Source organism: Longicatena sp., assembly GCF_982403165.1.
On sequence record NZ_CEVYEL010000048.1, the window covers coordinates 1 to 18,712 of the forward strand.

36 protein-coding genes are annotated in these 18,712 nt (G+C 34.0%); 32 read left to right on the forward strand and 4 right to left on the reverse strand.

All coding sequences use genetic code 11. From position 1 onward, the window contains the following. The 3 genes from AC1VS3_RS09960 to AC1VS3_RS09970 form a co-directional block, all read right to left on the reverse strand. Window positions 1–1,204, reverse strand: a 1,204-nt coding sequence (locus AC1VS3_RS09960) for a tyrosine-type recombinase/integrase (RefSeq protein WP_481275630.1), incomplete at its 3' end; no start/stop codon positions are given. Between the two features lie 149 nt (window positions 1,205–1,353). Next, complete coding sequence (locus tag AC1VS3_RS09965) at window positions 1,354–2,223, reverse strand: SAP domain-containing protein (RefSeq protein WP_008690199.1); 870 nt, start codon at window positions 2,221–2,223, stop codon at window positions 1,354–1,356. Further along, window positions 2,224–2,823, reverse strand: a complete 600-nt coding sequence (locus tag AC1VS3_RS09970; RefSeq protein ID WP_008690198.1) for a helix-turn-helix domain-containing protein — start codon at window positions 2,821–2,823, stop codon at window positions 2,224–2,226. 144 nt (window positions 2,824–2,967) lie between these two features. Here AC1VS3_RS09970 and AC1VS3_RS09975 point away from each other — a divergent pair, with 144 nt between their 5' ends. The 3 genes from AC1VS3_RS09975 (at window position 2,968) to AC1VS3_RS09985 (ending at window position 3,795) form a co-directional block, all read left to right on the forward strand. After that, complete coding sequence (locus AC1VS3_RS09975) at window positions 2,968–3,195, forward strand: hypothetical protein (RefSeq protein ID WP_318250335.1); 228 nt, start codon at window positions 2,968–2,970, stop codon at window positions 3,193–3,195. A gap of 85 nt (window positions 3,196–3,280) precedes the next feature. Then, window positions 3,281–3,478, forward strand: coding sequence for a hypothetical protein (locus tag AC1VS3_RS09980; RefSeq protein WP_008690196.1), 198 nt, complete (start codon window positions 3,281–3,283; stop codon window positions 3,476–3,478). 95 nt (window positions 3,479–3,573) lie between these two features. Beyond that, on the forward strand, window positions 3,574–3,795 hold the full coding sequence (locus AC1VS3_RS09985) for a hypothetical protein (protein ID WP_008690195.1): 222 nt from the start codon (window positions 3,574–3,576) through the stop codon (window positions 3,793–3,795). Here AC1VS3_RS09985 and AC1VS3_RS09990 read toward each other — a convergent pair. Beyond that, the gene (locus AC1VS3_RS09990) at window positions 3,745–4,143 is read right to left on the reverse strand and encodes a DUF2513 domain-containing protein (RefSeq protein ID WP_008690194.1); all 399 of its coding nucleotides are present in this window, start codon (window positions 4,141–4,143) and stop codon (window positions 3,745–3,747) included. The genes AC1VS3_RS09985 and AC1VS3_RS09990 overlap by 51 nt on opposite strands. Window positions 4,144–4,204: 61 nt before the next feature. On the opposite strand from AC1VS3_RS09990, the gene AC1VS3_RS09995 reads away from it, so the two are divergent. The 29 genes from AC1VS3_RS09995 to AC1VS3_RS10135 form a co-directional block, all read left to right on the forward strand. After that, complete coding sequence (locus AC1VS3_RS09995; RefSeq protein ID WP_481275631.1) at window positions 4,205–4,924, forward strand: ORF6C domain-containing protein; 720 nt, start codon at window positions 4,205–4,207, stop codon at window positions 4,922–4,924. A gap of 111 nt (window positions 4,925–5,035) precedes the next feature. Next, window positions 5,036–5,161: a hypothetical protein gene (locus AC1VS3_RS10000; protein WP_008686755.1), complete on the forward strand. Its 126-nt coding sequence runs from the start codon at window positions 5,036–5,038 to the stop codon at window positions 5,159–5,161. Continuing rightward, entirely contained in the window at window positions 5,145–5,393 is a 249-nt protein-coding gene (locus AC1VS3_RS10005; RefSeq protein ID WP_008686759.1) for a hypothetical protein, read from the forward strand. Before AC1VS3_RS10000 ends, AC1VS3_RS10005 begins: the two co-directional genes overlap by 17 nt. Then, complete coding sequence (locus AC1VS3_RS10010) at window positions 5,390–6,298, forward strand: PD-(D/E)XK nuclease family protein (protein ID WP_008686762.1); 909 nt, start codon at window positions 5,390–5,392, stop codon at window positions 6,296–6,298. The genes AC1VS3_RS10005 and AC1VS3_RS10010 overlap by 4 nt, the downstream gene beginning before the upstream one ends. Beyond that, the gene (locus tag AC1VS3_RS10015; RefSeq protein WP_008686764.1) at window positions 6,252–6,968 is read left to right on the forward strand and encodes an ERF family protein; all 717 of its coding nucleotides are present in this window, start codon (window positions 6,252–6,254) and stop codon (window positions 6,966–6,968) included. The genes AC1VS3_RS10010 and AC1VS3_RS10015 overlap by 47 nt, the downstream gene beginning before the upstream one ends. 290 nt (window positions 6,969–7,258) lie before the next feature. Next, window positions 7,259–7,780, forward strand: a complete 522-nt coding sequence (locus AC1VS3_RS10020; protein WP_008686767.1) for a NinB/YbcN family protein — start codon at window positions 7,259–7,261, stop codon at window positions 7,778–7,780. Window positions 7,781–7,897: 117 nt separating this feature from the next. Next, a complete protein-coding gene (locus AC1VS3_RS10025; protein WP_008686768.1) occupies window positions 7,898–8,371 on the forward strand; it encodes an HNH endonuclease in 474 nt (157 codons plus the stop codon). A gap of 83 nt (window positions 8,372–8,454) precedes the next feature. Next, complete coding sequence (locus AC1VS3_RS10030; RefSeq protein WP_481275632.1) at window positions 8,455–9,264, forward strand: conserved phage C-terminal domain-containing protein; 810 nt, start codon at window positions 8,455–8,457, stop codon at window positions 9,262–9,264. A 45-nt stretch (window positions 9,265–9,309) separates the two neighbouring features. Continuing rightward, entirely contained in the window at window positions 9,310–9,546 is a 237-nt protein-coding gene (locus AC1VS3_RS10035) for a hypothetical protein (protein WP_321196013.1), read from the forward strand. Window position 9,547: 1 nt separating this feature from the next. After that, window positions 9,548–10,513, forward strand: a complete 966-nt coding sequence (locus AC1VS3_RS10040) for a beta clamp domain-containing protein (protein ID WP_119957531.1) — start codon at window positions 9,548–9,550, stop codon at window positions 10,511–10,513. Then, entirely contained in the window at window positions 10,513–10,839 is a 327-nt protein-coding gene (locus tag AC1VS3_RS10045; protein ID WP_119957530.1) for a hypothetical protein, read from the forward strand. The genes AC1VS3_RS10040 and AC1VS3_RS10045 overlap by 1 nt, the downstream gene beginning before the upstream one ends. A 4-nt stretch (window positions 10,840–10,843) precedes the next feature. Next, complete coding sequence (locus tag AC1VS3_RS10050; protein ID WP_128125475.1) at window positions 10,844–11,515, forward strand: ThiF family adenylyltransferase; 672 nt, start codon at window positions 10,844–10,846, stop codon at window positions 11,513–11,515. A 1-nt stretch (window position 11,516) separates the two neighbouring features. After that, on the forward strand, window positions 11,517–12,308 hold the full coding sequence (locus AC1VS3_RS10055; protein ID WP_481275633.1) for a hypothetical protein: 792 nt from the start codon (window positions 11,517–11,519) through the stop codon (window positions 12,306–12,308). Beyond that, window positions 12,308–12,925, forward strand: a complete 618-nt coding sequence (locus tag AC1VS3_RS10060; RefSeq protein WP_481275634.1) for a hypothetical protein — start codon at window positions 12,308–12,310, stop codon at window positions 12,923–12,925. Before AC1VS3_RS10055 ends, AC1VS3_RS10060 begins: the two co-directional genes overlap by 1 nt. Window positions 12,926–12,998: 73 nt before the next feature. Next, complete coding sequence (locus AC1VS3_RS10065; RefSeq protein ID WP_227160539.1) at window positions 12,999–13,289, forward strand: hypothetical protein; 291 nt, start codon at window positions 12,999–13,001, stop codon at window positions 13,287–13,289. Window positions 13,290–13,295: 6 nt separating this feature from the next. Continuing rightward, window positions 13,296–13,502, forward strand: coding sequence for a hypothetical protein (locus AC1VS3_RS10070; RefSeq protein ID WP_481275635.1), 207 nt, complete (start codon window positions 13,296–13,298; stop codon window positions 13,500–13,502). 2 nt (window positions 13,503–13,504) lie between these two features. Further along, complete coding sequence (locus AC1VS3_RS10075; RefSeq protein ID WP_128125491.1) at window positions 13,505–14,218, forward strand: hypothetical protein; 714 nt, start codon at window positions 13,505–13,507, stop codon at window positions 14,216–14,218. A 197-nt stretch (window positions 14,219–14,415) separates the two neighbouring features. Continuing rightward, a complete protein-coding gene (locus tag AC1VS3_RS10080; RefSeq protein ID WP_213540122.1) occupies window positions 14,416–14,562 on the forward strand; it encodes a hypothetical protein in 147 nt (48 codons plus the stop codon). Beyond that, window positions 14,559–14,984, forward strand: coding sequence for a single-stranded DNA-binding protein (locus AC1VS3_RS10085; protein WP_412594901.1), 426 nt, complete (start codon window positions 14,559–14,561; stop codon window positions 14,982–14,984). The genes AC1VS3_RS10080 and AC1VS3_RS10085 overlap by 4 nt, the downstream gene beginning before the upstream one ends. A gap of 11 nt (window positions 14,985–14,995) precedes the next feature. After that, window positions 14,996–15,346 (forward strand): hypothetical protein, encoded by a 351-nt coding sequence (locus AC1VS3_RS10090; RefSeq protein ID WP_412594899.1) that lies wholly within the window; start codon window positions 14,996–14,998, stop codon window positions 15,344–15,346. A gap of 61 nt (window positions 15,347–15,407) precedes the next feature. Then, the gene (locus AC1VS3_RS10095; RefSeq protein ID WP_017144509.1) at window positions 15,408–15,614 is read left to right on the forward strand and encodes a hypothetical protein; all 207 of its coding nucleotides are present in this window, start codon (window positions 15,408–15,410) and stop codon (window positions 15,612–15,614) included. Further along, window positions 15,607–15,753 carry a hypothetical protein gene (locus AC1VS3_RS10100; protein WP_008686791.1) on the forward strand — a complete coding sequence of 49 codons (147 nt, stop codon included), beginning with the start codon at window positions 15,607–15,609 and terminating at the stop codon, window positions 15,751–15,753. The genes AC1VS3_RS10095 and AC1VS3_RS10100 overlap by 8 nt, the downstream gene beginning before the upstream one ends. Window positions 15,754–15,909: 156 nt before the next feature. Further along, on the forward strand, window positions 15,910–16,173 hold the full coding sequence (locus AC1VS3_RS10105; protein WP_481275636.1) for a hypothetical protein: 264 nt from the start codon (window positions 15,910–15,912) through the stop codon (window positions 16,171–16,173). Window positions 16,174–16,286: 113 nt separating this feature from the next. Continuing rightward, window positions 16,287–16,451 (forward strand): hypothetical protein, encoded by a 165-nt coding sequence (locus tag AC1VS3_RS10110; protein WP_008686797.1) that lies wholly within the window; start codon window positions 16,287–16,289, stop codon window positions 16,449–16,451. Then, window positions 16,408–16,602, forward strand: a complete 195-nt coding sequence (locus AC1VS3_RS10115; RefSeq protein WP_008686799.1) for a hypothetical protein — start codon at window positions 16,408–16,410, stop codon at window positions 16,600–16,602. The genes AC1VS3_RS10110 and AC1VS3_RS10115 overlap by 44 nt, the downstream gene beginning before the upstream one ends. 32 nt (window positions 16,603–16,634) lie before the next feature. Next, the gene (locus tag AC1VS3_RS10120; RefSeq protein WP_418547809.1) at window positions 16,635–16,841 is read left to right on the forward strand and encodes a hypothetical protein; all 207 of its coding nucleotides are present in this window, start codon (window positions 16,635–16,637) and stop codon (window positions 16,839–16,841) included. Next, the gene (locus tag AC1VS3_RS10125) at window positions 16,838–17,293 is read left to right on the forward strand and encodes a hypothetical protein (protein WP_008686801.1); all 456 of its coding nucleotides are present in this window, start codon (window positions 16,838–16,840) and stop codon (window positions 17,291–17,293) included. The genes AC1VS3_RS10120 and AC1VS3_RS10125 overlap by 4 nt, the downstream gene beginning before the upstream one ends. A gap of 382 nt (window positions 17,294–17,675) precedes the next feature. Continuing rightward, the gene (locus tag AC1VS3_RS10130; RefSeq protein WP_008690831.1) at window positions 17,676–17,966 is read left to right on the forward strand and encodes a hypothetical protein; all 291 of its coding nucleotides are present in this window, start codon (window positions 17,676–17,678) and stop codon (window positions 17,964–17,966) included. 294 nt (window positions 17,967–18,260) lie between these two features. Then, window positions 18,261–18,712 (forward strand): terminase small subunit (locus AC1VS3_RS10135; protein WP_481275637.1); only part of this gene is annotated, 452 nt, incomplete at its 3' end.

Sequence of the window (18,712 nt, forward strand, 5' to 3'; positions counted from 1 at the left end):
ATTTTATAAAATAGTCTAACAAATTTATTTTATCAATTTGATCTATTAGATAATGAATTGGCTCATGTGTGTAAACGTCATCTGTTATATCGTTGCACGAATGGCCAAGTATTTTTTTACGAACAGCATTATCTAAATTGCATAATTTAGACAGCGTGGAGAAGGTGTGTCTAGTATCGTAAGTATCATTATGTTGTAAAGACAATCTCTTCATAGTGTCATGGTATGCTAACCTGTATATGTTATAAATGTGTTTGTTTTTCTTTCCTGTAAATAGATAAACATTGGTGTCATTTAATAAATCGCGTACACAAGGCATAATATCCTTATGTATAGGGATTATTCTATTTTTTCCTGCTTCTGTTTTTACCCCGGCAATGATATATCGTTCTTCTATATGTATACTTTCTCTTTGTATCGTAAGTAATTCAATAGGACGCATACCAGTATAGATATATGTCAAAATCAATTTACTTTCTATTGTATCGTCATTAAATAATGTTTTTATTTCATCCTTAGTAAAAGGTTTTCGTTTCGCCCTTTTTTCGGCTGTTGGTTTATACATTATATACTGTGGCAAATTCCTATCAGGTTCGATTATTTCGTTTCTTATTGCGTAATTATATACAATTGAGCATACATTTTTTATGCTATTGAGTTTTGATATACCACTTTTTTGTTTCATCGCCTCATCAAAACACGATTGTATATCAGATATTTTTATTTGTGTTATGTACATATCGTGCAAATGAGATAAGTTTTTGAAACCGGCTGATCTATTTTCTCTCCATGATTGAGATTTGTCATTACATAAACGTGCATATTCTATTTCCCATATTTCTTTAAAGGTCAAGACTTCAATTAGAGATTGAGTTTTCTCAATATATTTACCAGATGAAATCATTTGTTGTTTGAAAAGCTTTTCTACCATTTCTAAATTACAACAAGCCAATATATCATCTGATAATAAATTACTTTGTTGCATTTCATAAATAAAAGATATGTAATCATCAATTAGTTCTGCATCAAGATAATCAGGAACCATATTGTTATTGACTATAATGTACTTCAATAATGCTTTTTCACATTCGTTCTTCGTTTTATAAGTACCAATACACTTTTTGTTTAAAGTGGCTACAAATGGCTTTCTGCGTCCTTTTCCTAAATATGTGACAGATCCCATTCCTTTTGGTCTACGTTTCATTTTTATATCCTCTTTCTTTCTTAATTAAAATCTGCTAAAATAGGGTATAGAAAAAGTATCGTCTTGTGAGGACATAATTTTTCTATACTGCGGTATTGGTAGTACCGCATGACACCTGGTGTTGGTAGCGCCGGGTGTTTTTTTGTTGGTTATTTGCGAAACTTTAGTAAAGTATCTATATCTATTGTTTCGTGAACTAATAAATAATTTATGACATCCTCAAATTGTCTTTTGCTGAAATAATTTCTTGGCATTTTACATTCATATATACACTTATCTATCATATCGGGCATATAAATTTGAGAGTTGTGTTTAAAAAAATTTACAATACCGGGAGCTATCATTAAATCGTTTAATTTTCCTCTAAAAGAATTACCATAGCCACTTAGGTCACAATAGAATGTTTCTAAATAGTAAAGGAATTCGTGATAAATATCACCTTTTAAATGATAATATTTGGCTAAATTAAGTTTATTGTTTCTGTATAAACTCCAATAGTCTTTTACAGCATATTTTATTTCATTTTGATTTAATACATTGATTATAACATTATCGTAATTACCATAAATGGATAATAATTGTGAAAATTCATTTAGTTCTATATCAAAAGAATTTATATGATATTTTACATAATCATAATTATCATGCAGTGTTTTTTTTCCCAATTCAGATAACGTATATATATCGTTTTCTATATCATATTTGATATCTGGTATATCTTTTAATTTTTCAATAAGTGAAGTTTTTTTTCCAGTGGTTGATATATCGTGTTTTTTACATAATGATTTTAAATCAACCACTTTTAAACAATTCAATGATTGTTCTAAAGAAGCTTTTTCAAGATATCCGTTTTTAATTAGAAGCGATACTCTTTCTTTAGCTTCTATACCATATTTATACTTAAAGTATCCACTATATTCTTTATTTATATTTCTTGAATTTTCAAACGCATATAATAGTATGATATCACCAGCAAATAACTCAAAATTTGGTTTAAATAACGATTTGAATAACCCCATTTATAATTCCTCCTTTTTGTATTTATCGCTCAAATCGCGGATATATTCTATAACTCTATTGCATCCATCGGTATTTAGATTTTTAGCCTGTTCTACTATTTGCCGTATACCATACCCGTAATACAATTCAATTTCATCTAAAATAGTTGATGTGTCATCGCCATATTCATCAGAGTAGATATGACTTATTGAGGTCATTTTTTTAGTTAATAATTCTATTGGGTCAACTTGAAAAATAGCTGCGATTGTGAATAGTTCCTTTTTTGTGGGGTCTAACTTATCATGTAAGAAACCCTTAATCCTATCGGTGCTTATTTCACTTTCATTGCATAATGTATTGATATCCTTTTCATGATATTCAAGCAAGAATCTCAAATTCTTATGAAAAAAACGATTACCGTCATCCCATCCCATTAGATAACTTGGCGCAACCCCAAAAAGCTTTGATAAAGACTCAATCATATTTCGTTTTAAATTTTCAACACGCCCATTCTCCCACTTCGCAACGGCTGACTTTTTAACACCAACCTTTTCTCCTAATTCTTCTTGAGTCCAACCGTTTCTTTCTCTTAGAGACTTAATTATGTCACCTGTATCCATATAACCGTCCTCCTATGATTTCATTTTAGCACTTGGTGTATTAAAATTCAAATCATTTTTAACGAGTTTAAAAAAAAGACACAAATTGTGTTGACATGCAATGATTGAGAGAATATAATTATGGTGTCTTAATAAGACACGGAGGTGATAAAATTGAATAAAGCTTTGTTTAGAGCACTTATGGCTGAGCATAACGATACACAAAGAACTTTATCTAGTATGATGGGGATTTCAGAGCAAACATTTTCAGCTAAACTTAATGAGAAAGGGGGTGCCGCCTTTAATAAAGCAGAAATGAGCTTTTTTAAGAAGCGCTATAATTTAAGTGCTACTAAAATGGACATGATTTTTTTTAGCAACCAAGTGTCTTAAAAAGACACATGATGGTTTTTAGCAGTAAGTTAAAACACTACTACCAATAGCAATAACTCACAAGACAAGAAAGGTTAGGTGACATATGGAAAGGCAATACCTAACAGCAGAAGACATCCAAGAAATAACGGGTGTCAAACAAACAAAGGCATATGCAGTAATTAAAGAACTTAATAAAGAGTTAGAAGAAAAAGGTATCTTCACAATTAGTGGCAGGGTATCCAAACGTTATTTTGAAGAGAGAACACAATGTAGGATTGATACAAAAAAAGATGCGTCTTAACCTTGGAAAGTACCCGCATCTAACGTCGAACCCTTATATATAAGTTCAAATATATTATACGAGGGAAACAAATAAAAAGCAAGGGAGTTGAGATAATGAAAAATTATGCTCAAGAAAAAGAATATTTGTTAAATGTTGAATTACCTGTATTGATAACGCGCATCATTTGCTTATCAGGAGGAAATTTTTCTAACGAACAAATATTATTAAAAAGCTATGATGAAATTAAAATAATTGTGGATGATTCAGCAAAAAAAGCAATAGAATCACAGTTGACTTTGTATGGCAGCGGTAATAAGACTAGCAACAACAGATGAAGCTATGTTTGCTAAGGTGTTTAGAGAAGTAGAACCAACTTGTTGGGCTATTTCTTTAGTTTTATTCCATGTTGTATCATTGTGGATATTTTTTAAAAATTCATGACCATATGGAGTAATGTCTAAAATAGCAGAAGAATAATTAACAGTATCAAATTGACGCGTTTCTATATAGCCATATTCATCTAATTGTTTAATACTATACAACACATCAGAGTTTTTGTATTTGGTAAGTTTATCAGGCAATTTTGATGAATAAATAGGGTTTATTAGTCCTTTATCATCCATAAGTTGATTTTCTTCTAAATACAGCAATACAGAACGTACACAATCAGGATTTAATTTCATTTTATCAACCCTTTCTTTATTACACAATCATATCACATATTTCAGAAAGGAATTGAAAAAAATGAATGAATTAAAAATCATTACATATCAGAATCAAAGAATTCTGAACACTCAACAACTGGCTGAATCTTATGACACGTCAGTTAAACGCATTTCTCAAAATTTCAACACTAACAAAGAACGTTATCAAGAAGGTAAACATTACTTCTTCCTTCAGGGCGAAGAACTATCATCATTTTTGCAATCCGCAAATTGCGGAACGCAAAATCAAAAAGTTAGATCAATGTATTTATGGACGGAAAAAGGCGCTTTCCTTCATGCCAAGTCGCTAAACACAGATAAGGCATGGGAACTATACGACAAACTTGTTGATTCTTATTTCAGAAAAACTGTAATCCCATCATTGGCAGAGCAAGTAAGAATTGCTTTAGCATTATCAAGTGAAACAGCAGGGCGTGTTGAAGAAATCAATGACGATTTACAGAATTTCAAAAAAGATATCCCTCTTTTACCAGTAGAATGTGACGATGTCCAAAAAGCAGTTAGACAGCTCGGTACTAAAATTTTAGGTGGACACGGCACACCAGCATATCGTGATGATTCACTGCGTGGTCGAGTATATGCAGATATCGGACGTGAAATTAAACATAAATTTGGCGTACGCTCATACAAAGCAATCAAACGCAAATATCTTGATGATGTTAACGAAATCATTGAGAAATATACGTGCCCTAAAGATATCTTAGAAGATATCATTGCTGCTAATAAGGTAACATCATGAAAAGATTTAAGCTATGGATACAAATCACTTACGGTTTAGCGTGGCGAATGATTATATTGCTGCTAGCTTATATAGGAGCAGTAGAGTTGTACTTTACGTTAAGGTGACATTATGCCAGCCAAAGGACCAGATGAGTATTACAGCGACGATTTGTCAGTAAATGAGCTGGCAGATATTAAAGCACTCCATGAAGAGCAAGAGTGGAGAGAAAGGAAAGAGGATGAAGACAACAGCTGAATTACTGGGTGAATTAATAGCAGTAGCATATGAATGTAAAAAACATGATATTTTTGTTGAGTATTCCCCTCATACACAGTCGGTTTGGGTGGATATTCATTTAAACAGATGGATAAATAATAAAAATGCTGATGAATCATATACCATTTATCTAACTTACGAAATGGCAAATGAAAAGTTAAAGGCGATAATCGACTATATCAAGCATTTAAGCAAGGAGAAAAACAAATGAAGATAACAAACAAATACAATCTGCCTGCACCGTTAGTTGATGCAGTTACACGCAATCACAAATATACACCTAAGCAGTACAGCGTTACGGCGTTATTAAAAGGGCCATGTCAAGCAATCTTAGAGCGTAGACATGACGATGAAATAGAGCAAGACGTATCAGATATGATTTGGTTAATATTTGGTACTGCTGTACACAGCATCTTGGAAAAATCACAGGAAGAGTTGGAAGAATTAAAAGAAAATAAATTTGTAGTCGATATGCTGAATGGCTATAAATTAAGTGGCATTTTTGACCTTTACAACGATGCAACTGGAACAGTAACGGATTACAAGACAGCAAGCGTTCAAAAGGTACTAAAAAATGATTGGGATGAGTACCGCAAGCAAACACTCATTTATTGTTGGATGTTACGACAAATTGGTTTTGATGCAAACAGAGGCGAGATTGTGGCCATGCTAAAAGACCATAGTAAAACAAAGGCTCTGCAGGGCGGTAATTATCCTCAACACCCTGTATATCGTATTGGATGGGATTTTACGGATGATGATTTTAAAGAAATTGAAGAATGGATAAAACAACGATTTGAAGAATTGAGTGATTGTGAGCAAATGGATGATGCAGATTTACCAAACTGTACACCAACAGAACGCTGGCATAAGGATGATACATATGCAATTATGAAAAAAGGTCGCAAATCGGCTGTGAAGTTATTCAAAACAGAAGGTGATGCAAAAGCATATTTTGACAATTTAATGCTTGATGACAAACATAGCATCGTAAAGCGTGAAGGTGCTGATAATCGTTGTGATAATTATTGTAACGTAAACAAATGGTGCCCTTACTACAGGAGTAAACATGCAGAGTGCAGTGATAACCAGTGTGACACTGAAACAGCTGAGTAGCGAGGTAACAAGCATGACAGAAAAAACTATATCGCTACTTGAGAAATTATCAAGTATACAGTGTGAATTAAAAGCACCAAAAAATCAGTATAACAAGTTTGGGAAATATAACTATCGTAATTGTGAGGACATCCTTGAGGCGGTTAAGCCGTTATGTAAAAAAAACAAGACAACCCTTATTATTAGTGATGAAGCTGAAATTTATGATGGATGGCATTACATAAAGGCTGTTGCTGAATTGTATGATTGGGAAAGTGACCAAACAATCAAATGCTGTGCATATGCCCGTGAAAGTGTGGCTAAAAAAGGTATGGATGAAAGTCAAATTACAGGATCCACATCGTCATATGCCCGTAAGTACGCATTAAACGGATTATTTAATATTGATGATACAAAAGATGCTGATTCAAATGAGCAAAAAGAGCAACAAAACAATAAAAATAATACAGAAGAGCAACTCAATGTATGGACATTGGAATGGTCATCGCTAAGAAAAAAAATGGATGCCATGGGAATTGATTATCGAAGTGATGCTACAGCAACTTGGCTAAAGAAACACTTTGGTATTGTATCACAAGATGCATCTACTGATTTGCAAACAATGATCAACCTTGTGAATGCGTATAAAGCTTTAATACAGGAGTATGAAAAGAAGTATGGGAAAAAGTAAACGCAGCAAAGCTTGCGACATAAGCGCTAAGGTAAGAGCAGAAGTAAGACAGAGAGATGGCGATAAATGCATATGGTGCGGTCGTCACCTCTCACATCCTCAAATATGCCACTATATATCCCGCGGAGCCGGTGGCTTAGGCATACCTCAAAATCTTGTCTGCGGATGCGTAACATGCCATCAGCAAGCTGACCAAGGTCAACATACAGATAGGTATAAATTAGCCATGAGAGAGCATTTAAAACGTCATTATCCTGATTGGGATGAAACCAAGTTGAGGTATCGTAAAGATGGCTAAGACAAAGATAGTTGCTAATTATCTACGCAAAGCAATCAATGAGGATGGAAACCTTGAAGTAACATTTGAAGTATCAAATTATCATTACAAACGATACTGTCAAGACTTACAAAAAAAGCCTTATACATTAGAGATTGCTGAGGTTAAAAACAAACGCAGCATTAATCAAAATAATTATTTGTGGGCGCTGATCCATGAGATAACGCAGCACCCAAACGCATCCTCAGATGATGACTGGGATATGTACTGCATATTGTTATCGCAGGCAGGTGCCAAGTTTGAATACATTACATGCCTTGCAGAAGCGCTAGAAACGCTCAAACAAGAAGTCAGAGCATTACAGGTACTCGGTTATGAAAACCGCGAGAACGGTACTAGATGGGCACGGTGTAAAGTGTTTATAGGGTCCAGCAAAATGAACAAAGAAGAGATGGGGAAGCTCATTGATAAAACGTTATGGTATGCTGAACAACTTGGCATAGACACGGTTTATTATCGTGACATGTTAGTATGATAAACTACCCAGACGGACGTAAGTATACCTCTGCGCAAACACCTCCCATAAAGCCTAAAAAGAACAAATATGGAGCGGTTAAAACAGAGATAAATTGGATAAAGTTAGGAGATTGATATGGTAAAGGCAAAATGCGATTATTGCGGAAAAGAATATAATACATACCCATGTTATTTAAAACGACGTAAAAATCATTATTGTAGCAAGAACTGTGAGGCAGAATCAAAAAAATATAACAATACAATCAAGAAGTGGAAAGGTGGGCATTTATCTCCGGAAGGTTATAAATACATAAGGGTCAATGGACGTGACATGGAAGAGCATAGACTTGTTATGATGCGCCATTTAGGTAGAAAATTAGAAACTTATGAACATGTGCACCATATAAACGGAATAAAGGATGATAACAGGCTAGAGAATTTGCAATTAACAACCAGATATGAACACCCTAGTTTACATGCAGAACATAAGAAAATCATATGTAAAAGATGCGGTAAAGAAACAACTCATCATGCGCGTGGATTGTGTCACACATGCTACCATTATGAATTGATACATGGTAATTTATATGAATACGATTTATCTGATTAACTCCCGTATACCGGTTGAAAAAGCGAATGATGGAAGAAAAATATGGGATTGAGATAAAGGAAACATAAAAACGAGGTGGTAAATTGGCAGAAAGACGAATGTTTACATCACAAATAATAGATAGTGATGCTTTTCAAGATATGCCTTTATCAGCACAGGCTTTATATTTCCATTTAGGAATGAAAGCTGATGATGACGGTTTTCTTGGAAATCCAAAAAGAGTACAAAAAATGATAGGGGCTTCAGAAGATGATATGAAGCTCCTACTTATAAAAAAATTCATCTATTTATTTGATACTGGAATATGTGTGATTAAGCATTGGAAAATGCATAACTACATTCAAAAAGATAGATATAAACCTACTGCATATGAGCATGAAAAAGATATGCTTGAAATCAAGAAAAACAAGGCATATACCGTTAGAAATGAAGGTTGTATACAGAATGGATACATATTGGATACAAATTGTACACCTAGGTTAGGTAAGGTTAGGTTAGGTAAGGTTAGTGAAGATATATTGTCTGAAACAGATGTTTCCGACGACGTACCTACTGGTAAAGAGGACATCGAAGATAATATACCGTACAAAGAAATCATTGATTATTTGAACGAGAAAGCAGGAACTCAGTATCGCTATAAATCTAAAAAAACAAAAGAGAAGATCAAAGCGAGGTACAACGAAGGTTTCGCAATCGACGACTTCAAAAAGGTAATTGATATCAAATGTGATGAATGGCTTTCGGATCCTAAAATGTGTAAGTACATAAGACCAGAAACATTGTTCGGTAATAAATTTGAAAGTTATTTAAATAAGCCTACACCTATGAAAACTAATAAACAACTTCCTGAATGGTACGAAAACCAAGATGTTATTGAGACAACAAGTAGATGATGATGAAATCAAAGCTATGATGGAGAAACTGAAAGGAGAACAGCAATGAAGCAAAAAACATACGAGACCATGTGTAAGCGCATGAAAGCACAAGGTATCACATTAAGCAGTTTAACAAAAGAAGTAAACAAGACAACACATGTATGCGAACAGGAAATGATCAATTATATGCTTGTACCAGAAGAAATGCCGGATGAGGTTGAAACAGCGTTGAAAGATATATTTATGCTGCATGGTATCGAACAAAAAAATGTGCAAATGTGCATGGAAGAGGTAGCATAGTATGAAATTTATAGGATCAATGTTTAAGAATGCCATGACCACAAATCGCATAGAGGTTAAAAATGGTGTGGTTACAATACATAACACAGAAAATGACTATGGTTTTATCACTATGTTTAATGCCGATGAAAAAAACGATGAAATGACGTTTACGCTTAGTAAGAAGGATTGTCACACTTTATCTATGTTTGTATCTTTTGACTTAACAATAAAAGACAATAAGATATTTGTCAAAATGCCAAAAAGCAAAATTGTATTAGCTAATATGACAGATGCATGTATACCGGATACAAGTCTTGGTGATAACACAATACAAATTAGTGTTAACTCAAATGACTTTGAACCTGGGCAAAAATTTGTTGGCAATGATCAAACAAGGGTACAGCTTAATGGTGTTAACATAACACCTACAGGATATCTCATCACAGATTCTAAGTGCATTTATATACGCAAGGCCGATACCGGCATAAAAAACACTATTTGCGTGCCTAAAGAAGCATTCAAGTATATAAAAGATACTAATACATGCATGACCGACGGGAAAAGAGCAGCGTTTGTAAACAGCGAAGGTCAATTGTTTTATACATCATTGATGGTTGTAGCAATGGATATGCCGCAACTAAACATCAATCAAGTATGCGCTATTACTGTCAACAAAAAACATTTGTTAGAATCACTTAAGATGCTGAGAGGATACACAAACGAATTACAAATTTTAAATGATAACGAACTCCGAGCAAAAGCAGCATCAGAAACAAATGAGTTTGACATTACATTAGACGGAAAATTAGTAAAAGGAAGTAAACTTAACGTTAAAGTGTATATCGACGATGTAATTAAAATCATTGAGTTGGAAAAAGAAGATCAAGTGTTATTAAGTTTCAATGACAGAATGCTGATATATCAAAAAGATGATACCACAGCAGCATGCGCATACCTTAATCAGCCAAACAGGGAGGTAGAATAATGGACTTAATGAGTATGTTAAAGCCTGCAGAAGTAGAAAAGCAGGAAAAACCTAAAAAAGAAGCAAAACCAAAAGCGACCAAAACAGACAAGAAAGAAGCAAAAGTAAAGGAAAATAAATATAAATTTCCTTTCGGAATGTTCTTTAACCACAGTGAGCAGGATGTAACTCACGTTTTCCAGGATGAAAAGGAATACTCTACTGATGAGATTTCTAAAGAAATGCTTCGACATGGGTTTTATGATTTTTCCGGGTCTGTCTCATATGATTACATTCAAGATGACAACATGTTAGTAGTGTCTTTTCAAAAACACGCAAAAGGTTAAAAGTATGAAATACGTATTTATCATTGTGGGGGTCGGCGGAACCGGCTCCCTGGTGGCTAGGGATTTACCAAAGCTACTCATGCACACAGGCAGTGAAATGGTCTTAATTGACGGCGATATCGTAGAAAAAAAGAACATGGTACGTCAAGCGTACCAACAGCACGATATCGGAGAAAATAAGGCAAACGCATTAGCAAAGAAAATCAATACGTTTTATGGAAACATTTGTGAATCAATTGATCATTACATAACGAAAGATGAAATCCTAGAACTTCTTAAAAAGTATGAGAATTATACACCTGTGCTTATCGGTTGCGTTGACAATAACAAGACGCGCATCTTATTAGAAAAAACATTCAAGCAGTTAGATGAATGTGTGTATATTGATTCAGCAAATAGTGAGTATGAAGGTGATGTGTATGTGGTGGTAAAGGATGGCCAAAAAATCGTCGGTAAATTACGCGGTGATGCCTATAAGTTTGATTTAGACAAGCATCCAACAGAAAAGAGCTGCGAAGCACAAGCTGCAGCCGGAAATATTCAGTATATGGTCACAAACCTAAAGATGGCCAACGTGGTAATAGAGCACATCAGTGCTTTGCTACACGGCGAGATAAAGGTAGGTGTTAGCGTTGTTAAGCGATTTGAAACATTACATATCATTCCCCAAAATTGACTTGGAGCGAGATACATATGGTTGGTACGTAAAACAATTATGTGAGCACTGTAAAGACCAAGGGTCGGTTGACAATTTGCTTGATGGGATACGACATGCCAGAAACAACGGATTTCAAAATGATGAATTTTATCTATTTAGTGGATTAATTAATGACTATCACGCAAGAGATGCACTTAATTACAATGAAAATGCGATGCTTAAGGTGTTAATACATTGTTTTTCTAAAGACGCAATAATAGAAGTTAACGACGCTCCTTTTGAATATCAATTTATGGAATATACAAATACAGGCCGTAGGTTAAGAGGACTAAAACCAAATATTTTATCAGAGTATTTGGAAAGTTGGAAAGAATTTAGCGAGATCACAGACGGTGATTATTTAGGCAAAGGAAATTTATTATCAGATAAAGAAATTTTGAATGCTTTTGAAGATGGAGAACTAGGAACTATGTATGAGGATGTATATATGTCAAGTTGCATCGTAGTGGTCGATGAAAATGACGAAGGTATAAAAAATCTTGATCAGTTGTTAAATATGCTTGATTTTTCCGAAGTGTCGCCAGGATTGTACTATTATGGATTGATTGATTATAGTGGAGGAACATATGATGAAGATAGTCTTAATGATCTAGAAATTAAAGAAATAATGATGATGCTCGGTAATAAAGAAAGGAAAATCTACGAAGATGACATTTTCGTCTATTTAAACAGTGAAGTTAACAATTACAAAGCTTTGGAGCTGTTAGACAGATTAAATACATGTATATCAACAAGAGAGGTGATATTTTAATGGAAATGATTTTTAGAATTTCTGATCAAGTAGAAGATGCGGAAATGCTTGTTAGTGATAAGCAAAAAAACTATTTTAAAGCAGTAAGCATAAAGCAACTCATTGATAGTTTAAGTTCGATGCTTGGGCAAGATGCTAATATTGATTATAAAAAAGATCTAATCATAGCAGACGATGAATTAATAGCTATATCACAAAACTGCATCATAATGAAACAAACAGAGCGTAAACGCATCGTAACATATGCCGGTAAAGCATATAAAGTAAAGTTTCCGAACAGCATTTATGTAATATGCCACCACGCAGGACAAATCAAACAATTAGAAGCGTATTGTTTCAAAGAGTATGATGGAATGAATACTAAGCTATATTGTTATGCCATGCCAAATATGTTTGGTAATAATACAATTTGTATGGGAACAGCCAATAAAAACATTGACATAAAAAATTACAAAGACGCTTTAGAAGAAATTCTATGCACTCAGTACACACATGCAAAGCCAGATAATATCAGAAAATTCAAATCTACATCGGAATATTTTGATTTTCTTAAAGATAATGATTTTCCATATGACTTACTGTATTCAACTGGAAAAGCATTAAAAGATGTTATGTAATAACGCAACCTAAATTGGTTGCAATCGTGCAACGCAACTTTATAAGGTTGCGTTAGAAGGAGAATGAAGAAAAATGACTGTAGAAGAAAAACAAGAAGTTGTGCGTAGAAGCGAATTGGTATGCGAGGTTATTGACAAACTTGTTGGAAGTGTTGAAGCCGTTGGAGAAACCAATACTGATGGAAGACACCTTAATAATTTAAAAGTGTTAGAGAATGTATTACGTCACATTATTGTAACCATTGGAGAAGAAACGCCGAATGCAAAACGATATAAATGGAGCATGAAAGAAAGTGGTGAGTATGCCATGGCTATCTTAAGAGAAACCAAGGAATATATTGACGGTATGTTGGAGGAATGGTGAAGAATAATGAAAATAAACATAGAAAAAGAGATTTATGTACCATCTGGTATTTATTGTGATAAATGTTTTGAAAAAAAAGAACGTGATGGACGTACTTATTGTAATGGAATTGGTGGCTGGTTATATGCCGCGAATGACGGTACTGGAAGGATTGTGAAATGTGTAAACTGTTTTGAATCAATTCAAAAAACAATCACAGAGAGGAATTATTAATTATGAAACCGATTTTATTTAACACCGAAATGGTGCGTGCTATTTTGGATGGTAGAAAAACAGTAACAAGACGCGTTATTGATGTACCACAGGGATTTAAGTTTTTGGGCTGGAATATGGGCAGTGGATATGATATCCAATATGGATATTGTTCCTTTATAAGCGATAATGGAATGACACAGATAGTTAGAAAGCCAAAATATAAAATAAACGATGTTCTGTATGTGCGTGAAACATTTTTTAAAAGTAAATATAAAGAATTTTATTACATGGCTGATAATAAGTGGACTACTCTGAAAAATTTAGGAATATCATTTAAATGGAAACCATCCATACATATGCCAAAAGAAGCAGCACGCATTTTTTTACGGGTAACAAATGTAAGAGTAGAGCGATTGCAAGATATAACAGAAGAGCAAGCTATGCTAGAAGGTGTGCCTTGTTTTGATCGTTATCCTATCAATAAAAAATATTGCCCAACATGTAAAGGTTTTGGATTGATTGGAGGATATGATAATAATACGATAGGGTTTGTGGAAAAAGAGTGTGAAGATTGTAATACAGGAATTAAAAGATTTTCTCATTTATGGAATTCAACAATCAAAAAATCAAATATGGATAAATATAGATGGGAAGTAAATCCTTATGTATTTGTGTATGAGTTTGAAATGATTAGTAAAGAAGCCGCAATGGAGACAGAAAATGAAATGTGCTGAATGCAAATATTGTAACTACGAAGGAACGGGATTGGCCGGTGGGTATAAATGTAGACATCCAAAAATAGAAGAATGTGCTAAGAAATATGAAAAGAAAACAAACAAAAGAATGACAAAAGCTCCTTGGCATATTGGATATAAATTGGTAAAGACGTGTCTGAGATATTGTCCTTATAAAATGATGGAGGATGATAAAAATGAAATTTACATACGGACAGCTTAGCACGATAATTTATAGTATCGTGTACGATGAAGCGGTTGATTACGAAATAGAAGATATTGAGGCATTGATGGAATATCTTGATAATAATGATGACAATTACATTGAGGTTTTAGGCGTATGATCAATAGAGTGATTTTAGTCGGTCGATTAACCAAAGATCCAATATTACGCAAAACACAATCGGGATTCAGTGTTACATCCTTTACCGTAGCATGCGATCGCAGAATCAAGACCGAAGGACAGCCAACAGCGGATTTTATCAACTGTGTATGTTGGAATAAGGTTGCTGATAATACAGCACAGTATACGCATAAAGGAAGCTTAGTTGGTGTGGAAGGAAGAATTCAGACACGCAGCTATGACGACCAGAGTGGAAGACGTGTCTATGTGACCGAAATTGTCGCAGACTCTGTTCAATTTTTGGAGCCTAAAGGAACAAACAGTACTGCTAACACACCAAGTTATGATGCGGGTAATCAAGGTACTGAACATGATGCTAGCGACAGTGAATTTAGATTACAAGAGGATGATTTACCATTTTAAAGGAGGAAAAGATGAAAATGAAAATAATACAGGTTACAGATGAAGCTATAGTGTTCAGCAATGGCAATAAAATTACATATGATCACGTACAAGATTGTTGTGAATACAACTTTGCTGATTTTAAGTCTTTAGAGGATACGCTTGCGATGGAAACTGAATTTGAAGATAACCTTATATTTGAGGTAGTAAAAGGTTATGGTGACGATAATAAAGGGTCAGGGTTTAGATTTGGTAATCCAAATAACATGTTTTTTGTTCCATGTTATTCGGAACAGAATGGATGTTACACTACCGATATTAAGATTTATTATACTAATACTAAAGAGGTATTGAATTTGATGTGCGAAGAAAGGATATATTAGCACAAAGGAGATAGATACAAGGTGAAAAAATATCAAGAAGCATTAGATTGGGGTGAAGAAAATGAATAAATTAGGAACGGCCTGTATGCCATTGGTGAAGAATATTCCAAAGCCTTCGAACAAGCAATGGGTAAAGACAATATGCCCGGTGTGCGGCCATGAATGTTGGGAAACTCCTCAATTAAGATGGGCGAAAAAAGCAGGTATGGTAGATAAAGCTGCATGCACAGAGTGTGCTATTAGCGGAAAGGGAGAAATAAATGAATAAATATCAAGAAGCATTAGATGGTTTAAAAGAAAATATTGAAAATATCACGGGCACGCGAATAGAAACTGATGAAGATTTTTATGGATGGATTGATACCTTGCAAGAATTAGTTGATAAGGAAACACCTAAAAAATACTAGCTAAACACTACGAAAAGGAAGGAGAAAAACCATATATCAAATATGTTTGCCCTAATTGTCGTGATATACAATTATCAAGAGTAACGGAAAAGAACCACCCATATGAAAACATTTGTTGTAACAGATGTGGGCAAGCCATAGATTGGAGTGATGAAGATGAATAAAGAAGAATTATTAAAATCGGTAAATAACTTACAGAATGAATACGATGCTTTTCTCATGATGAACAGATACTCGTGGGGAAATAAAAATTCTCATGCTAAAGAATTTGAAATGTTGTCTAAATTAAAAGATACTAAGGTTCAAAATGCTTTAGCGTGGATACACGATTGTTATGATTGTTATTATAAAGATGAAATCGCAAAAGATAAGGACAATCCATTTAATTATTTAAGAGAGGTAATAGAAAATGAAAAATGATTGGATATTCTTATTTATAATCATTTTACTTGATCTGCCTTTTATATTACTTGCATTTCTTATAAAAGATCGAGAAGATAGAGAAAAAAACAAAAGATAAAGGTGGTAATAAAATGATAGGATATATATTATGCGTACTGCTAGGTTTGATTGTTGGTGCGGTCATAATGGGGTGTGCAAAAGGCGGTAATAAAGAAGAGCCTTTAGATTATGAATATTGGAAGAAGGTAGGAAATGAAATCACAAACCACAATAAAAATTACCAAAAAGGATTATGAAAAGGCTATAGACGATGTTTTAGAAAAATGTATAAATGATGAACTATACAAAGACATCGGGGTGCTAACCATAAAATTAAGTATTGGAGTGGAGTTTGCTAAAAAAATAGAGGATGAATTATTTAAGAAAAAAAAGAAAGAAGGTCAATAATATGGGCATTACCATTTTTATACTTGGAAAGAGTGGCACAGGAAATGAAAAAGAATTTTAAAAAAATGCAAGAAAATCAATACTTTGAAGTTGTTGGATTGATTGGTATGTACAAGGCTGATCATAGCAATCGTCAAGTAAAAGCGTACAGAATAACAAGCGCTGGAAGAATAATTTATGATGGCGTTGTGAAAGGGCTTTACGATAACTTGGAAAAGGGGCTGTGGAAGATTAAATGAACTGGAGAGAAGAATATCCGCCATTAATTGATGTAGATGAAAACTTGAAAGACTATGTAAAGGGAGAGCTGAAGAGTTATTATTTATATTTGTATAAATGGCATGAACTAGAAAAAGAGTGTATGTCATTAGTATGCTCAACTGGCGGAAGCATCATACAAATGCCTGATGGATGGTCAGATGGAAAAAGCCCTCAACAACGTTATTCTGATAAACTTTTTGAATTAGAAGAAATGCAAAAAAAATTTGAACAAAAGCTTGATAAAATAGATAGATTAATCAGTGTGTTAAATGGTAAATATTATGATGTAACAAAAGAATATGTCATGAAACGTCGGTGCAAAAACGCTAAACAAGTGGGAAACGAATTGAAAATAGAAGAAGATACTGTAAAAAAGTATGCGGAACGAGCTATTAGTCAAATTTGCTCTAGAAATAGCAATATTTTGTGAAATTGTCCACTACGTGACGTGATTTGACATGCTATAATGGTAGTGTGGAAGTTCGGGGAAAAGGTGATAAAACATCATTTCCCACCACATCATCCTCCAATGCAATTGGCATCTTCGGATGCCTACCGTAAACTGCTAACGATTACTTGGAGGTTATTGTTAGTGGTTTAGGGTAAATGTTCTCTCACTATCTATGATAATACCCTTACAAAAAACAATAGATAGTTGGTTTAAAATGCCTGTGTTAACCATTAAAAACATGGCTATATTGGTGTTTAGGCGCTTCACCGGGCTAACAAAAGCGCCACACAAATTTAAAAAAAGGAAATTAAGCATCTATTAAATTGGATGCTTTTTCTTTACCTAGAAAGGAATGATAGATATGAAATACAGAAAGAAACCGGTTGTAGTAGAAGCATTTCAATTAAATGAAAGAGGCCTTGTTGGTGAAGACTGGTTTTGGGATGCCGTATCCAATAATACGGTTATCACACATGATTTCGGGAAGTACAATGCATCACCTGCGTGGTGTGAAATCAATACGCTTGAAGGAACGATGATAGCTAGAACTGGAGATTACATCATAAGAGGCCTAAGAGGTGAACTATATCAATGCAAGCCTGATATCTTTGAAAAGACTTACGAGGTACTAGATGATGATCACAGTATGTAAAGATTGCCCTAAAAGATATGTAGGATGTCATGGAAATTGCACATTATACAAGACGGAGCGTAAGTTGTTAGATAAAGAAAACGCACGCAAAAGAGCTGAAAATGCAGCTTTTGACAGCGTAAGCAATTCGTGGAATTATGACGATAGAGGTGTAAAGAAATGAAATATGATAAATTATTATGGCGAGTGTTTATATTTACACTGGCTTTTATTTTGGCTAAGACATTCAGTAATGAATGGTGGATGCTATTTACGTTAGTTGCGTTTATTGATGATTAAAAAGGAGGTTAATCTATGCCAAGACAAAGAAGTCCCAATAGAGATAAAGCAAAGGATATGTATATCAGCAGCAAAGGAAAGATGCTGTTAAAAGATATAGCAGCACAGCTTGATGTAAAGGATACGCAAGTTCGTAAATGGAAATCTCAGGATAAATGGGACGAAGAATTAAAAGGGAACGTTACTAATCGGAAAAGGAACGTTACCAAAAAAAGCAAAGGCATAGATGGGCAACTTAAAACAGAATTATTACCAGAAGAAATAGAAACACTGAACAACGAGGAGCTGACCGAAAAGCAGCGTCTTTTTTGTTTATATTATGTAAGATGGTTCAATGCAACAAAAGCGTATCAAAAGGCTTATGGATGTGACTATACAACAGCGATGGTCAATGGATGTAAGCTACTAAGTAATCCTAAGATACAAACTCATATTCAATCAATCAAAGATGCTAAGATAAAACAATC